The sequence below is a fragment of the Streptomyces nidicola genome (assembly GCF_050106155.1).
Taxonomy (GTDB): Bacteria; Actinomycetota; Actinomycetes; order Streptomycetales; family Streptomycetaceae; genus Streptomyces.
Window position 1 is genome coordinate 377,425 of the sequence record NZ_JBNBPI010000001.1, and the last position, 15,404, is coordinate 392,828.

The 15,404-nt window shown below is 70.8% G+C and carries 12 protein-coding genes; 6 read left to right on the forward strand and 6 right to left on the reverse strand.

Annotated features, from left to right (window positions below):
• Positions 1-134 precede the first annotated feature (134 nt).
• From ACOKM3_RS01805 to ACOKM3_RS01820, 4 genes are all read left to right on the forward strand, one after another.
• The gene (locus tag ACOKM3_RS01805) at positions 135-2,879 is read left to right on the forward strand and encodes a LuxR C-terminal-related transcriptional regulator (RefSeq protein WP_426896173.1); all 2,745 of its coding nucleotides are present in this window, start codon (positions 135-137) and stop codon (positions 2,877-2,879) included.
• A gap of 96 nt (positions 2,880-2,975) precedes the next feature.
• The gene (locus tag ACOKM3_RS01810; RefSeq protein ID WP_426896175.1) at positions 2,976-3,800 is read left to right on the forward strand and encodes an alpha/beta fold hydrolase; all 825 of its coding nucleotides are present in this window, start codon (positions 2,976-2,978) and stop codon (positions 3,798-3,800) included.
• 88 nt (positions 3,801-3,888) lie between these two features.
• Positions 3,889-4,719 carry an alpha/beta fold hydrolase gene (locus ACOKM3_RS01815; RefSeq protein WP_426896176.1) on the forward strand — a complete coding sequence of 277 codons (831 nt, stop codon included), beginning with the start codon at positions 3,889-3,891 and terminating at the stop codon, positions 4,717-4,719.
• An 11-nt stretch (positions 4,720-4,730) separates the two neighbouring features.
• Positions 4,731-5,522, forward strand: coding sequence for an alpha/beta hydrolase (locus tag ACOKM3_RS01820; RefSeq protein WP_426896178.1), 792 nt, complete (start codon positions 4,731-4,733; stop codon positions 5,520-5,522).
• A gap of 24 nt (positions 5,523-5,546) precedes the next feature.
• Here ACOKM3_RS01820 and ACOKM3_RS01825 read toward each other — a convergent pair whose 3' ends face one another.
• From ACOKM3_RS01825 to ACOKM3_RS01850, 6 genes are read right to left on the reverse strand one after another with little or no spacing between them, the layout of a single operon-like run.
• Positions 5,547-6,584, reverse strand: a complete 1,038-nt coding sequence (locus ACOKM3_RS01825) for a LacI family DNA-binding transcriptional regulator (protein ID WP_426896180.1) — start codon at positions 6,582-6,584, stop codon at positions 5,547-5,549.
• Complete coding sequence (locus ACOKM3_RS01830) at positions 6,577-6,897, reverse strand: L-rhamnose mutarotase (RefSeq protein WP_403994389.1); 321 nt, start codon at positions 6,895-6,897, stop codon at positions 6,577-6,579. Before ACOKM3_RS01830 ends, ACOKM3_RS01825 begins: the two co-directional genes overlap by 8 nt.
• Positions 6,898-6,920: 23 nt before the next feature.
• Positions 6,921-8,000: a rhamnose ABC transporter substrate-binding protein gene (gene rhaS, locus ACOKM3_RS01835; protein WP_426896181.1), complete on the reverse strand. Its 1,080-nt coding sequence runs from the start codon at positions 7,998-8,000 to the stop codon at positions 6,921-6,923.
• A gap of 50 nt (positions 8,001-8,050) precedes the next feature.
• Positions 8,051-9,067 (reverse strand): ABC transporter permease, encoded by a 1,017-nt coding sequence (locus ACOKM3_RS01840; protein WP_426896183.1) that lies wholly within the window; start codon positions 9,065-9,067, stop codon positions 8,051-8,053.
• Positions 9,060-10,115 carry an ABC transporter permease gene (locus tag ACOKM3_RS01845; RefSeq protein ID WP_266717875.1) on the reverse strand — a complete coding sequence of 352 codons (1,056 nt, stop codon included), beginning with the start codon at positions 10,113-10,115 and terminating at the stop codon, positions 9,060-9,062. Before ACOKM3_RS01845 ends, ACOKM3_RS01840 begins: the two co-directional genes overlap by 8 nt.
• Positions 10,116-10,158: 43 nt before the next feature.
• Entirely contained in the window at positions 10,159-11,670 is a 1,512-nt protein-coding gene (locus ACOKM3_RS01850) for a sugar ABC transporter ATP-binding protein (protein WP_426896185.1), read from the reverse strand.
• 275 nt (positions 11,671-11,945) lie between these two features.
• Between ACOKM3_RS01850 and rhaI the strand changes: the two genes are divergently transcribed.
• On the forward strand, positions 11,946-13,112 hold the full coding sequence (gene rhaI, locus ACOKM3_RS01855; RefSeq protein ID WP_426896187.1) for an L-rhamnose isomerase: 1,167 nt from the start codon (positions 11,946-11,948) through the stop codon (positions 13,110-13,112).
• 78 nt (positions 13,113-13,190) lie between these two features.
• Positions 13,191-15,230, forward strand: coding sequence for a bifunctional aldolase/short-chain dehydrogenase (locus ACOKM3_RS01860; RefSeq protein WP_426896188.1), 2,040 nt, complete (start codon positions 13,191-13,193; stop codon positions 15,228-15,230).
• Positions 15,231-15,404 lie beyond the last annotated feature (174 nt).

Consider the following 15,404-nt stretch of genomic DNA (forward strand, 5'->3'; position numbering starts at 1 on the left):
GGGTCGCGTGCGGCCAGGGTCCTGGCACGGAGAGGACAGGCACCGTCAGGCAGGGGCAAGCCGACGGACGACACCCGTGGCACGCTCCCGCACAAGTCCTTCACAACTCCGGGGTGCGGCGAGAGGTGCTGGGTATGACCTTCCACGGCCGGTCCGATGAGCGCCGACGACTCGACCTCCTGGTCGCGGACCTGCGTCAGGGGCTGAGTGGCGTCGTCTTCCTGCAGGGCGACGCGGGGATCGGCAAGAGCGCACTGATCGACCACGTGGTCACGGAGGCGGCGGACCTTCGGGTACTGCGGCTGGCGGGGATCGAGGCGGAGTCAGGGTTCGCGTTCGCCGCGCTGCAACGGCTGCTCGTCCCGTTCCAGGACGAACTGAAGGAAGACGGCGCGTTGTTGCCACTCCAGCAGGAGGCGCTGAAGGTCGCCTGCGGGCTCGCCGACGGACCTCCGGCGGACCGGTTCCTGGTCGGACTCGCCCTGCTGGCCTTCCTCGCGGACAAGGCCGAGCTGCGTCCGCTGCTGTGCTGTGTCGACGACGCCTGCCTCCTCGACCGGGACTCCCTGGAGGTGTTCGCCTTCGTGGGCCGCCGGCTGCACGCCGAGGGCGTCGGCTTCGTCTTCGCCGCCCGTACCGGTTTCGACATCCCGCCCGGTCTGCCCGTCGTCCCGGTCCCCGGCCTGGCCGAGCCGGATGCGCTGGAGCTGCTGCGTTCCGTGGCGGACGGTCCGCTGGACCCCGCGGTCGGGGCTCGCATCGTGGCGGCGACCGGCGGCAACCCCCGGGCGCTGAGCGACCTCGGCCGGGAACTCTCCGCCGAGCACCTCGCCGGTTCGCTGGCCCTGCCCGAGCCCTTGCCCGTGGGGAGCCGACTGGAGGAGCACTACCGGCAGCAGGTACGCGGGCTGCCCGACGCCACGCGCATGTGGCTGGTGCTCGCCGCCGCCGAGCCCAGCGGTGACCTCCACTGTCTCGCGCGCGCGGCGGACCTGTTGGGGATCGCGGCGGACGCGTCGGGTCCCGCAGAAGGCGCGGGGATGGTGACATTGCGCGCCGCCGTGGAGTTCCGGCATCCGCTGGTGCGCTCGGCCGTGTACGGGGGTGCCACGAGCGTGCAACGGCGGGCTGCGCACCGCGCGTTGGCGGAGGTCACGGACCGGCCGGACGACCGGGATCTGCGCGCGTGGCATCTCGCCGCCACCGTGCCCGGCCTTGACGCCGCCGTGGCGGACGAGGTGGAACGTGCCGCCGACCGGGCCGCGACACGCGGCGGGCACGCGGCACGTGTGACGTTCATGACGCGGGCGGCGGAGCTCTCGCCGGAGGGCAGTGCCCGTGCCGGGCGGTTTCTCGCCGCCGCCGAGGCCGCCGTCGCCACGGGAGCGCCACGGCAGGCCGAAGTGCTTCTGGGGGCGGTCGACGCCGGTCTGTTGAGCGAGACGGGGCGGGCCGGCGCGCTGCTGGTGCGGGCCGGTGTCGTCGACGGCCTGGGCGGGCCCGATGCCCATGCGCGGGCGTCGGCGCTGTGCCTCGCCGCCGCGTCCGCGTTCGGGGACCAGGAGCCGGGCCGCAGGCGCCAAGCGCTGCTGCAAGCAGCCGAGTTGACGTTCGCCGCAGGGCACCGGGCCCCCGCCACGACGGCCACCGAGATCGCACGCGCGGTGGACTCCCTGGCAGCGTCAGAGCCACCGACGGGCATCGACGAACTGCTGCGCGGCTTCACCGTCCTGTCCGGTGCCGGCTATGAACAGGCCGTCCCCCAGCTGCGCAAGGCCCTGACATCGCTGCTCGCACCAGACACTCCCGACGATGTGGTGCTGGGCGGCTACGGGCTCGGCGCCTGGTTCTCCACCCTGTTGTGGGACCACGACGCCCGGACCGCCCTCCTGGAACGCGCCGATGACATCGCCCGGAGGCGCGGAGCCCTGGGACACCTCGACGCGATCCTCTCCTGCTCCGCCATGGCCGAGACCACGCTGGGACATCTGACGGCCGCCGAGGCGCTGGAGGCCGACGGTCGGCAGCTCCGGGCGGCGATGGGCAGACCCGCCGCACAGCCACAGCGTTGCCGCAACGCCGAGTTGCCGGCCTGGCGTGCCGCCGACAACGGCCCGCGGGAAGCCCTGCACCGGGCCCTAGAGGACGCCCGCGCATGCGGCGACGGAGCGCTGGAGTCCCTCGCGCACGGCGGCGTGCTGATTCTCGCGCTGGGAAGCGGCGACTACGCCACGGCCCGCCCGGTGGCGGAAGAGCTCGTCCGGCCCGATGCGCTCGGACTGCACTCCCGGCACCTGCCGGCGGTCGTCGAGGTGGGTGTGCGCTGCGGGGACCGCACGCTGGCGACCGCGGCCCTGCGCATCCTGTCCGTCCGGGCCACGGCCGCGGGCACGCCGTGGGCGCTGGGGCTGCTGGCGCGCTCCCGGGCCCTGCTCGCCGGGGCGGGGGACGCCGAGCCGCTGTACCGCGGGGCCCTCGATCTGCTGTCGCGGACGAGCGCCGAGGCCGATCTGGCCGTCGCCCACTTGTTGTACGGCGAATGGCTGCGCCGGCGAAGGCGCCGCAAGGACGCCCGGGCGCCGCTGCGGACCGCCCTGACCATGTTCCGGGCGATGGAGGCGGGCGCCTTCGCCCAGCGCGCCGCGCGCGAACTGGCCGCCACCGGAGCGCACTTGACCAAGGTTCCCGAAGGAGTACGGGAGCCGCTGACCTCGCAAGAGCTGAGGATCGCCCACCTGGCGGCGCAGGGCGCGACCAACGCCGAGATCGCCACACGGATGATCATCAGCGCCAGCACGGTCGACTACCACCTGCGCAAGGTGTTCCGGAAGTTGGACGTGCCCTCCCGGCGGCGGCTCGCCGAGGCCCTACGCGCGTGACCGCGCCCACTACGTGGCGCACGTGATGCGACGACCGCGCGCCCCGGCGAACCATCGGAGCGTCACAGCCAACCCCTCTTCGGTCGGGAGCAGTTCATGCCCTACGTCACCACATCCGACGGCGCGCAGATCTTCTACAAGGACTGGGGCACGGGCCGCCCCGTCGTCCTCAGCCACGGCTGGCCCTTGAACTCCGACAGCTGGGAGGCCCAGCAGCTGTTCCTGGCCACCCACGGCTACCGCGTCATCGCCCACGACCGGCGCGGCCACGGCCGCTCCACGCAGACGTGGAGCGGCAACGAGATGAACACCTACGCCGACGACCTGGCCACGCTCATCGACACCCTGGACCTGCGGGATGTCACCCTGGTCGGCTTCTCCACCGGCGGCGGCGAGGTCGCACGTTACGTCGGGCGCCACAGCACCGCCCGCGTCGCCCAGGTCGCCCTCGTCTCCGCTGTGCCGCCGTTCATGCTCAAGACGGCCGACAACCCCGGCGGCGTCCCCGTCGAGACCTTCGACGCCATCCGGGCCGGTTCGCTCGCCGACCGCTCGCAGCTCTACCGCGACCTGGCCGACGGCCCGTTCTTCGGCAACAACCGGCCCGGCGCCGATGTCTCCCAGGGGATCCGGGAGGCGTTCTGGCTCCAGGGCCTGCAGGCGGGGCACCGCAGCGCGTACGAGTGCGTCGCGGCGTTCTCCGCGACCGACTTCCGCGCCGACCTGGACGCCATCGACGTGCCCACGCTGGTCGTCCACGGTGACGACGACCAGGTCGTGCCCTTCGAGGTCGGCGGCAAGGCGTCGGCCGCCCGCATCAAGAACGCGACGCTGAAGGTCTACCCGGGCGCCCCGCACGGCATCACCGACACGCACAAGGACCAACTCGGCGCGGATCTGCTGGAGTTCCTCAACTCCTGAGAGGGCTCCAGAGACCGCGCCGCACCGAGCCCGGCACGCGCTCTCCGCACGGCCCTTCCCTGCCTGCCCGCTTCAGAAGGAGTCACCCATGAACCCCGGTCATCCTCCGCGCCGCCGTGTCCTCGGCGGCGCGCTCGCGGCCGGCGCCGCGGCCCTCGTCGGCTCCGCCGCCCCCGCATCGGCCGCGTCCGCCGGAAAGGCCGGCGGCACCAAACCGACGGTCGTCCTCGTGCACGGCGCGTTCGCCGACGCCTCCGGCTTCAACGCCACCATCGGGCTGTTGCACAAGAGCGGCTTCCCGGTGATCGCGCCCGCCAACCCGCTGCGGGACTCCGCGGGCGACGCCGCGTACATCTCCAGCGTGCTGGACACCCTCACAGGACCGGTGATCCTGGCCGCCCACTCCTACGGCGGCATCGTCATCACCAACGCCGCCCGGGGGCACGGAGACGTCAAGGCCCTGGTGTACCTCGGGGCGTTCGCGCCCGACGAGGGCGAGAGCGCGCTGCAACTGGCCCAGCAGTTCCCCGGCAGCGAGCTGGGGGCCGCGCTCGTGCCCCGCCCCTATCCGCTGCCCGGCGGCGGCGAGGGCACCGACGGCTACATCGCCGCCGAGAAGTTCCGGGCGGTGTTCGCGGCCGATCTGCCCGCGTCCGAGGCACGTCTCATGGCCGTCACGCAGCGCCCCGGTTCGGTCGAGGGGCTCAGCGGCCCGAGCGGCGCGCCCGCCTGGAAGACGATCCCTTCCTGGTACCTGATTCCGACCCAGGACAAGGTCATCCCGCCCGCCGTCCAGCGGTTCATGGCCAAGCGCGCCGGCAGCAAGGTGACCGAGATCCGCTCCTCGCACGTCGTCATGATCTCCCACCCGGGGGCCGCCGCCGACGTCATCAAGTCCGCCTACGCCGCAACCCGTTGAAGGGTCCACCCGTGAAACCCGACACGATCGTCCTCATCCACGGCTTCTGGGTCACGCCCCGCAGCTGGGAGCACTGGATCACCCACTACCAGGCCAAGGGCTTCCGGGTGCTCGCGCCCGGCTACCCCGGTTTCGAGGTGGAGGTGGAGGCCCTCAACGCCGACCCGGCCCCCATCGAGCAGCTCTCCGTCCCCGAGATCATCTCGTCGCTGGAGAAGCTGATCGACGGCCTCGACACCCGGCCGATCCTCATGGGGCACTCCGCGGGCGGGGTGTTCACCCAGGTCCTGCTGGACCACGGCTACGGCGCCTGCGGCGTCGCGATGAACTCCGCCCCCACCGAGGGCGTCGCGGTGATCCCCCTGGCGCAGGCCAGAGCGACGTTTCCGGTACTGAAGAACCCCGCCAACCGGCACAAGGCCGTCGGTTTCACCTACGACCAGTGGCGCTACGCCTTCACCAACACCTTCCCCGAGGACCAGGCGCGGGCGGCGTACGAGCGCTACCACATCCCGGCCTCCGGCCATGTGTTCTGGGGCAGCGCGCTGGCCAACATCCACCCCGGTCACGCCGACTCGTACGTCGACTACCACAACGACAAGCGTGCGCCCCTGCTGTTCATCTCCGGTGAGAACGACCACCTGATGCCGCCGAAGATCCAGCGTTCCAACGCCAAGCACTACAAGTCGGGGGCGCTGACCGAGATCATCGAGTACCCGGGCCGCTCCCACCTGATGCCGGCGCAGGACGGCTGGGAGGAGATCGCCGACCACGCCCTCGAATGGGCGCTGGCGCACTCCTGACCTGGGGACGCACCACCGTCCCGATCAACCCGGCACCTTGCAGGACCCCCGTACGACCAACTCCGGCTTCAGAACGACGTGTTGATGCCGATGGGCGGCCGCCTGCTCCCCCGTCTCCTCCAGGAGCAGCCGCGCCGCCGTCGCGCCGAGGGTGACGGCGGGCTGGCGGACCGAGGTGAGCGGGACCGTCGCCGCCGAGGCGAATTCGATGTCGTCGTAGCCGATCAGCGACATGTCGTCGGGGACCCGGACCCCGGCCGCGTAGAGGGATTGGAGGACGCCGAGGGCCAGGAGGTCGTTGGCGCAGAAGACGGCGGTGGGGCGGTGGGCGAGGCCGAGGAGGCGGGCGCCCGCGTCGCGGCCCGCCGCCACGTCGAGGCGGTCCGTGGGGAGTTCGTAGAGGTGGGTGGCGGGGAGGCCCGCTTCGGCGAGGGCCTTGTGGGCGCCCTCGCGGCGGTCCTGCACCTGTTTGAGCTGGGGCGGTCCGCTGACGTAGGCGATGCTGCGGTGTCCCGCGTCGACGAGGTGGCGGAGGGCGAGCGCGCCGCCCGCCACGTCGTCGACCGCCACCGAACAGCCCGGTTCGTCGCCGGCGACGCGGTCCACGACGACGTACGGGATGCCGTGGCGGCGGAAGTCGCGGAGCGTGGCGCCGCTGGGGTCGGCCGGGGTGATGAGGGCGCCGCGCACCCGTTGCTCGGCGAACGTCGACAGGTACTCGGCCTCCACGGCGGGGCTCTGCGCGCTGTTGCACACCATCACCCCCAATCCCGCCTCGCGCGCGGCGCGTTCGGCGCCGCGCGCGAGGTCCACGAAGAACGGGTTGCCCATGTCGAGGACGAGCAGGGACACGATCCGGCTGTGCCCGGCCCGCAGTTGGCGGGCGTACTCGCTGCGTACGTAGCCGAGGCGGGCGATGACCTGCTGGACGTGGCGGCGGGTGGGCCCGGAGACCCGGTCGGGCTGGTTGAGGACGTTGGAGACGGTGCCGACGGAGACCGCGGCCTCCCGGGCGACGTCCTTGATGCCGACCGTCGCCCGGCCCTGACCGCGTTCACGCAAGGTGGAAGACCTCGGTGAGCGGGCGCATCGCGGCGTCGGGAGCCTGCCCGTCCAACGCCTCGAAGAACTCGCCCATTTCGGCCTGCCACCGGGCGTTCACGTCGGTGGCGTCCATCGCGGCGCGGGCCTTGTCGAAGTCCTCGGTCTCCAGGTAGCCGACGAGCAGTCCGTCCTCGCGCAGGAAGAGCGAGTAGTTGTGCCAGCCGGTGGCGGTCAGGGCCTCGCGCATCTCCTGCCATACGTTCTCGTGCCGGGCGCGGTACTCCTCGATGCGGTCGGCCTTGACCTTGAGCAGGAAGCAGACGCGTTGCATGTCACTCATGTGTGGTTTCCCGCTCAGAACTTGTAGTCGTCGATGTTCGACTTGTTGAAGACGGTCGGCTTGCCGAGGGTCACGACGCCGTCCTTCTCGATCGTGTACTCGCCCATGTCCCCGGCCTTGAACTTCTCCCCCGCCTTGCCGGTGATCTGCCCGGATTCCAAGGCGACCGCGGTGTGCGCGGCGAGCGCGCCGAGCTTCGCCGGGTCCCACAGCTCGAAGGCCTCGACGGTGCCGTTCTTGACGTAGGCACGCATGTCGTTGGGGGTACCGAGGCCGGTCAGCTTGACCTTGCCCTTGTACTTCGAGCCCGACAGGTACTGGGCCGCCGCCTTGATGCCGACCGTGGTCGGGGAGATGATCCCCTTCAGCTTCGGGTGCTCCTGGAGGAGGCCCTGGGTCTGCTGGAACGACTTCTGCGCGTCGTCGTCCCCGTAGGCGGTGGTGACGAGCTTGATGTCCTTGTAGGCGGGCTTCTTCAGCTCGTCCTTCATGTACTTGATCCACGTGTTCTGGTTGGTGGCCGTCTGGGCCGCCGAGAGGATCGCGATCTCGCCCTTGTTGCCGATCTGCTTGGCCATCTCCTGGACCTGGGTGCGGCCGAGGTCCTCCGCGCTGGCCTGCGAGACGAACACGTTGCGGCAGTCGACCTTGGTGTCGGAGTCGTACGTGACGATGCTGACGCCGTTCTTCATGGCCTGCTTGAGCGCGGTGCACAGGGCGCCCGGGTCCTGCGCGGACACGGCGATGGCGTCGGCCTGCTGCTGGGTGAGGGTGTTGACGTAGGAGACCTGTCCGGAGGTGTCGGTGCCGGAGCTGGTGCCGACCTCCTTGTACTTCGAGCCGAGGTCCGCGAGGGCCTTCTTGCCGCCGGTGTCGGAGGTGGTGAAGTACGGGTTGTTGACCTGCTTGGGCAGGAAGGCGACCGTGAGGCCCTTCTTGGTCTTGGCGTTCGGGTCGGCCTTTCCTGCGGCCGCCGACTTGGCGTCCTCCTTGTTGGAGTCCGACTTGGTGGTGCCGCCGCAGGCGGCGGCGCCGAGGACGAGGGCGGTGGTCACGGCGAGGGCCGCGGTGAGCCGGCGCGTCTTCTGGGACATGGCGGTTCCTTACGTGGGGTGGGCGGGAGTGAGTGGTACGGGCGGGCGCCTCAAGTGACCGCGGTGACCGTCCTCTTGCGGGACCTCGCCTGCGCGATCTGGCGGCCGACGCGCGGCGCGAGCACCGAGATCACGAGCAGCACACCGGTGACGACGATCTGCGACTGCGCGGAGACGTTGAGCAGGCTCATCACGTTCTGGAGCGTGCCCAGCAGGAACACACCGGCGATGGCGCCACCGAGGGTTCCCTTCCCGCCGTCGAAGTCGATGCCACCGAGCAACACCGCGGCGATGACGGAGAGTTCGAGCCCGGTGGCGTTGTCGTAGCGGGCACTCGCGTAGTGCAGGGCCCAGAAGACACCGGTGAGCGCGGAGAGCAGCCCGGTCGTCACGAACATCGACAGCTTGAGCCGCTTCACGCGCACGCCGGCGAACCGGGCGGCCTCCTCGTTCGCGCCGATCGCGAAGAGGGAGCGGCCCATGCGGGTGGCGTGCAGCACGACGATCGCGATGGCGAGGAGGACGACGAAGGGCAGGGCGGCGTACGGGATGAACGTGTCGCCGATCCGGTTCGCGCCGAAGTCCAGGTACTGGGAGGGGAAGTCGGTGACCGAGTCCGAGCCGAGGACGATCTGCGCGATGCCCCGGTATGCGGCCATGGTGCCGATGGTGACGGCGAGCGACGGCAGGCCGAGGCGGGTGACGAGCAGCCCGTTGATGAGGCCGCAGACGACGCCGAGCAGCAGGCACAGCGGGATGATCGTCTCGATGGCCATGCCGTTGTTCCACAGCGCGCCCATCACGGCGCCCGACAGGCCGACCGTGGAGCCCACCGACAGGTCGACCTCGCCGGAGATGACGAGCATCGTCATCGGCAGCGCGATGATCGCGATGGGCAGTGTGTTGCCGATCAGGAACGACAGGTTCAGCGCGTTGCCGAAGTTGTCGACGAACGCGAACGAGCAGAGCAGCAGCACGATCAGCAGGGCGCCGACGGCGGTGTCCCAGCGCACCGTGCTTTTCAGGGAGTCGGCCTTCAGGGAGCCGGCCTTCAGAGTCTCAGGCATGGCGGGCGCTCCTCATCTGTGCGGCCTGCTTGCGCAGCACTGCGGCGACGCGCAGCGCGACGATCCGGTCGACGGCGATGGCGAGCAGCAGCAGGATTCCGTTGATGGCGGTGACCCAGACGGAGCTGACTCCGATGGCGGGCAGCACGCTGTTGATGGAGGTCAGCAGCAGGGCACCGAGGGCCGCGCCGTAGACGGTGCCGGCGCCGCCGGTGAAGGCGACGCCGCCGACCACGACGGCGCTGACGACGGTGAGTTCGTAGCCGTTGCCGGTCCCGGAGTCGACGTTGCCGAAGCGCGCCAGGTACAGGGCGCCCGCGAGCCCGGCGAGCGCGCCGCACAGCACGTAGGCGGTCATGATGCGCTTGCGGACGGGGATGCCGGCGAGGTTGGCGGCCTCGGGGCTGGAGCCGAGCGCGTACATCTCGCGGCCGCTGCGGTAGCTGCGCAGGTAGTAGCCGACGCAGACCAGGACGGCGACGGCGAGCAGCGCCAGGTAGGGCACGACCCAGATGCCGTCGTGGCCGAAGTCGACGAAGCCGTCGGGCAGGTCGGCGGCGACGATCTGCTGCGAGCCGACCCAGATGGAGTCGATGCCGCGCACCACGTACAGCGTGCCGAGCGTGACGACGAGGGCGGGCACCTTGCCGAGGCTGACGAGTGCGCCGTTCAGGACGCCGAAGACGGTGCCGATGGCGACGGCGTACACGACGGCGATCAGCGAACTGCCGCCGCCCTGAAGGTAGTCACCGGCGGCGAAGGCGGAGATGCCGAGCACGGAGCCGACGGAGAGGTCGACGTTGCGGGTGATGACGACGATCGCCTGGCCGGTGGCGACGAGGACCAGGATGGTGGCGTTCAGGAGGAGGTCCTTGACGCCCTGCTGCGACAGGAACTCGGTGTTCGACACCTGCGTGGCGAGCAGCATCACCACGAGCACGGCGGCGACGGCGAGTTCGCGTGCCTTGAACACCTTGTCGAGGAGGCGACGGCCCGCGGTGGGCGGTGGCGCCGCGTCCTCGCGTACGGGTGGTGCGGTGATGGTCATGCGGTGCTCCTCGCGGTGCGGGCTGCGTGTGCGGGTACGGACGTCACGCGGCCCTCCCCGTGGCCGCCGCCATCACGGACTCCTCGTTCGCCTCGGCGCGCGGCAGCTCGGCGGAGAGCCGGCCCTCGTGCATCACGAGCACCCGGTCGGCCATGCCGAGGATCTCGGGCAGGTCGGACGAGATCATCAGGACGGCGACGCCCTCCGCCGCGAGCGAGGACAGCAGCCGGTGCACCTCGGCCTTCGTACCGACGTCGATGCCGCGCGTGGGCTCGTCGACGATGAGCACCTGCGGGCCTGTGGCGAGCCACTTGGCGAGGACGACCTTCTGCTGGTTGCCGCCGGACAGCGTGCCGACGACATCGGCGAGGCGTGCGTACTTGACCTGGAGCTTCACCGACCAGTCCAGGGACCGGCTGCGCTCCGCCTTGCGGTTCATGAGGCCCGCGCGGGACGTGTCGGCGAAGCCGGTGAGCCCGATGTTGCGCTCGATGGACATGTCCATCACGAGGCCCTGGGCCCGCCGGTCCTCCGGCACGAGCGCGAGGCCCGCGTGCATCGCGAGGCTCGGCGCGCCGGGCTTGAGCTTCTGCCCGAGCACCTCGACCTCGCCGCCGTCGAAGCGGTCGACGCCGAACACGGCGCGGGCCACCTCGCTGCGGCCCGCGCCGACGAGCCCGGCGAGCCCGACGATCTCGCCGCGCCGCACCTCGAAGGACACGTCGGTGAACACCCCTTCGCGGGTCAACCGGCTGACCTTGAGGGCCACTTCACCGAGTTCGGTGTCCTGCTTGGGGTAGAGCTCGTCGAGGTCGCGGCCGACCATGCGGCGCACCAGCTCGTCCTCGGTGAGTCCTTCGACCGGCTCGCTCGCCACCCACGCCCCGTCGCGCAGTGTCGTCACCCGCTGGCACAGCTCGAAGATCTCCTCCAGGCGGTGCGAGATGAACAGGACCGCCGCGCCCTGCTCGCGCAGCGTCCGTACGACGCCGAACAGGCGGGCCACCTCGCTGCCGGTGAGCGCGGCGGTCGGCTCGTCCATGATCAGCACGCGGGCGTCGAAGGACAGCGCCTTGGCGATCTCGACGAGCTGCTGGTCGGCGATGGACAGGCCGCGGGCCGGCTGGTCCGGGTCGAGCTCCACGCCGAGCCGCTTGAAGAGGGCGGCCGTGGCCTCCTTGACGGAGGTGTGGTCGACGCGGCCGAAGGAGCGGCGCGGCTGGCGGCCCATGAAGATGTTCTCGGCGATGGACAGGTCGGGGAAGAGCGTCGGCTCCTGGTAGATGACGGCGACACCGGCGTCGCGGGCGTCGGCCGGACCGTGGAACTCGGCCGGGGAGCCGTCGAGCAGCACCGTCCCGGTGTCCGGGCGGTGCACCCCGGCGAGGGTCTTGATGAGCGTCGACTTTCCGGCGCCGTTCTCACCGGCGAGGGCGTGCGCCTCGCCCGCGTGCAGGCTCAGTGACACACCGCGCAGGGCGCGCACGGCACCGAAGGATTTGCTCACCCCCTCCAGGGCGAGCACCGGAGTGGTCTCCGGCTCAGGTGGCGTCATGACAGGTCTCCAGGGGTCGAAGGGCACCCGACGTGAAATGTTTCAGTGAAACGTTCCGGAAGCTAGCCACGCCCCGGGGCCCTGGTCAAGGGGTCTGAACGGCCGGAATACATCGACGTACGAAACGATTCCGTAACGCGGGAGAGTTGACGCGCACCCCCTTGACGCACCCCACGAGGGGGACTAGCTTCACTGCACAATGAATCGATTCACACACGATCGATTCAGAGACGATTCAGCAGACGGCTCGCAGACCCGTGTACTCAGAGGTGGACATGCCTGACATCGCTGCCGTGAAGGCCGCACTCGCCAACCAGCGGATCGAGACGCCGTCCTGGGGCTACGGCAACTCCGGCACCCGGTTCAAGGTGTTCGCCCAGGCCGGTGTGCCCCGCACGCCCCGCGAGAAGCTCGACGACGCCGCGAAGGTGCACGAGTTCACCGGCATCGCCCCGAAGGTCGCCCTGCACATCCCGTGGGACAAGGTCGACGACTACGCGACCCTGTCCGCGTACGCCAAGGAGCGCGGTGTCGAGCTCGGCACCATCAACTCCAACACCTTCCAGGACGACGACTACAAGCTCGGCAGCGTCTGCCACCCGGACCCGGCGGTGCGCCGCAAGGCGGTCGACCACCTCCTGGAGTGCGTCGACATCATGGACGCGACGGGTTCCAAGGACCTGAAGATCTGGCTCGCCGACGGCACCAACTACCCGGGCCAGGACGACATCGTGGCCCGCCAGGACCGCCTCGCCGAGTCCCTCGCCACCGTCTACGAGCGGCTCGGCGACGACCAGCGGCTGCTCCTGGAGTACAAGTTCTTCGAGCCGGCCTTCTACACCACCGATGTGCCGGACTGGGGCACCTCGTACATGCAGTGCATGAACCTGGGTGACAAGGCGCAGGTCGTTGTCGACACCGGCCACCACGCGCCGGGCACCAACATCGAGTTCATCGTGGCGCTGCTGCTGCGCGCGAAGAAGCTCGGCGGCTTCGACTTCAACTCCCGCTTCTACGCGGACGACGACCTGATGGTGGGCTCCGCCGACCCGTTCCAGCTGTTCCGCATCCTGCACGAGGTCGCGAAGAACGGCGGCTTCGACCCCGAGACCAACGTGGCGTTCATGCTCGACCAGTGCCACAACATCGAGGCGAAGATCCCGGCGGTCATCCGCTCCGTGATGAACGTGCAGGAGGCCACCGCGAAGGCGCTGCTCGTGGACCGCGAGGCGCTGAACACCGCGCAGGCCTCGGGCGACGTCCTGGCCGCGAACGCCGTGATCATGGACGCGTACAACACCGACGTGCGGCCGCTCCTGGCGGAGTGGCGCGAGGAGCAGGGGCTCGCGGCAGACCCGGTCGGCGCGTACGCCGCGTCCGGCTGGCAGGAGCGGATCGTCGCCGAGCGGGTCGGTGGGGAACAGGCGGGGTGGGGCGCGTAGGGCCTGCCGTTCGGATCAGGCCCTCACCACCTCTCCGCAGTTCACCGCAGTCAACTCCTCAGGAATTTAGGACCTTTCATGGCTACGCACCCTCAGGTCGCCGCCCTCCTCGACCGCTCGAACCGGCTCGGCGCCGACCCCCGCAACACCAACTACGCCGGTGGCAACACCTCCGCCAAGGCCACCGAGACGGACCCGGTCACCGGCGGCGACGTCGAGCTGATGTGGGTCAAGGGCTCCGGCGGCGACCTGGGCACGCTCACGGAGGCCGGCCTCGCCGCGCTGCGCGTGGACCGGCTCAAGGCGCTCACCGAGGTGTACCCGGGCGTGGAGCGCGAGGACGAGATGGTCGCCGCGTTCGACTACTGCCTGCACGGCAAGGGCGGCGCCGCGCCGTCCATCGACACGGCCATGCACGGTCTGGTGGACGCGGCGCACGTCGACCATCTGCACCCGGACTCCGGTATCGCGCTGGCCTGCGCGGCCGACGGGGAGAAGCTGACCGCCGAGTGCTTCGGCGAGAAGGTCGTGTGGGTGCCGTGGCGGCGCCCCGGCTTCCAGCTCGGCCTGGACATCGCCGCCATCAAGGCCGCCAACCCGGCGGCGATCGGCTGCATCCTCGGCGGCCACGGCATCACGGCATGGGGCGACACGGCCGAGGCGTGCGAGGCCAACTCGCTGTACATCATCCGTACCGCCGAGACGTTCCTCGCCGAGCGCGGCAAGGAGGAGCCGTTCGGCCCGGTCATCGAGGGCTACGCGGCGCTCGGCGCGGCCGGCCGCCGTGCGCGTGCCGCTGAACTCGCCCCGCTGATCCGGGGCTTGGCCTCGACGGACCGCCCGCAGGTCGGCCATTTCGACGACTCGGGCCCCGTCCTCGACTTCCTGGCTTCCGCCGAGCACCCGCGCCTCGCCGCGCTCGGCACCTCCTGCCCGGACCACTTCCTTCGTACGAAGGTCCGCCCGCTCGTCCTCGACCTGCCGCCCACGGCCGAACTCGACGTCGTGGCCGAGCGGTTGAAGGAGCTGCACGCCGACTACCGTGCCGAGTACGCCGCTTACTACGAGCGGCACGCGACGCCCGACTCCCCCGCGATGCGCGGCGCGGACCCGGCGATCGTGCTCGTGCCCGGTGTCGGCATGTTCTCGTTCGGCAAGGACAAGCAGACGGCGCGCGTGGCGGGCGAGTTCTACCTCAACGCGATCAACGTGATGCGTGGCGCGGAGGCCGTGTCGACGTACGCGCCGATCGAGGAGTCGGAGAAGTTCCGCATCGAGTACTGGGCGCTGGAGGAGGCCAAGCTCCAGCGGATGCCGAAGCCGAAGCCGCTCGCCACGCGGGTGGCCCTGGTGACGGGCGCGGGCTCCGGCATCGGCAAGGCGATCGCCCACCGGCTCGTCGCCGAGGGTGCGTGCGTGGTCGTCGCCGACCTCAACGCGGACGGCGCGGCGGCGGTGGCCGAGGAGCTGGGCGGCCCCGACAAGGCGGTCGCCGTGACGGTCGACGTCACGTCCGAGGAGCAGATCGCGGACGCCTTCAAGGCGGCGGCGCTGGCCTTCGGCGGTGTCGACCTGGTCGTCAACAACGCGGGCATCTCCATCTCGAAGCCGCTCCTGGAGACCACGGCCAAGGACTGGGACCTCCAGCACGACATCATGGCGCGCGGTTCGTTCCTCGTCTCACGCGAGGCGGCGCGGGTGATGCGGGCGCAGGAGATGGGCGGCGACATCGTCTACATCGCCTCCAAGAACGCGGTGTTCGCCGGCCCGAACAATGTGGCGTACTCGGCGACGAAGGCGGACCAGGCCCACCAAGTGCGGTTGCTCGCCGCCGAGTTGGGCGGGGACGGGATCCGGGTCAACGGGGTCAACCCGGACGGCGTGGTCCGCGGGTCCGGGATCTTCGCGGGTGGCTGGGGCGCCAAGCGGGCGGCGGTGTACGGGGTGGAGGAGGAGAAGCTGGGCGAGTTCTACGCGCAGCGGACCCTTTTGAAGCGGGAGGTCCTGCCGGAACACGTGGCGAACGCGGTGTTCGCGCTGACCGGCGGGGACCTTACGCACACCACGGGCCTGCACGTCCCCGTGGACGCCGGTGTCGCGGCGGCGTTCCTCCGCTGACCCCGGGGCTCCGCCCCGGACCCCGCGCCTCAAACGCCGGCGGGGCTTAAATGCTTGGGGGCGCGGGGAACTGCGCGCGCAACCACGTTGGGCCGCCACGCTCCGCCGACGCCCCCATCTCTGGGCCCGGGGCCCCGCCCCGGTTTCGGGACGGGAAGGGGCGGCGGGGGCGAC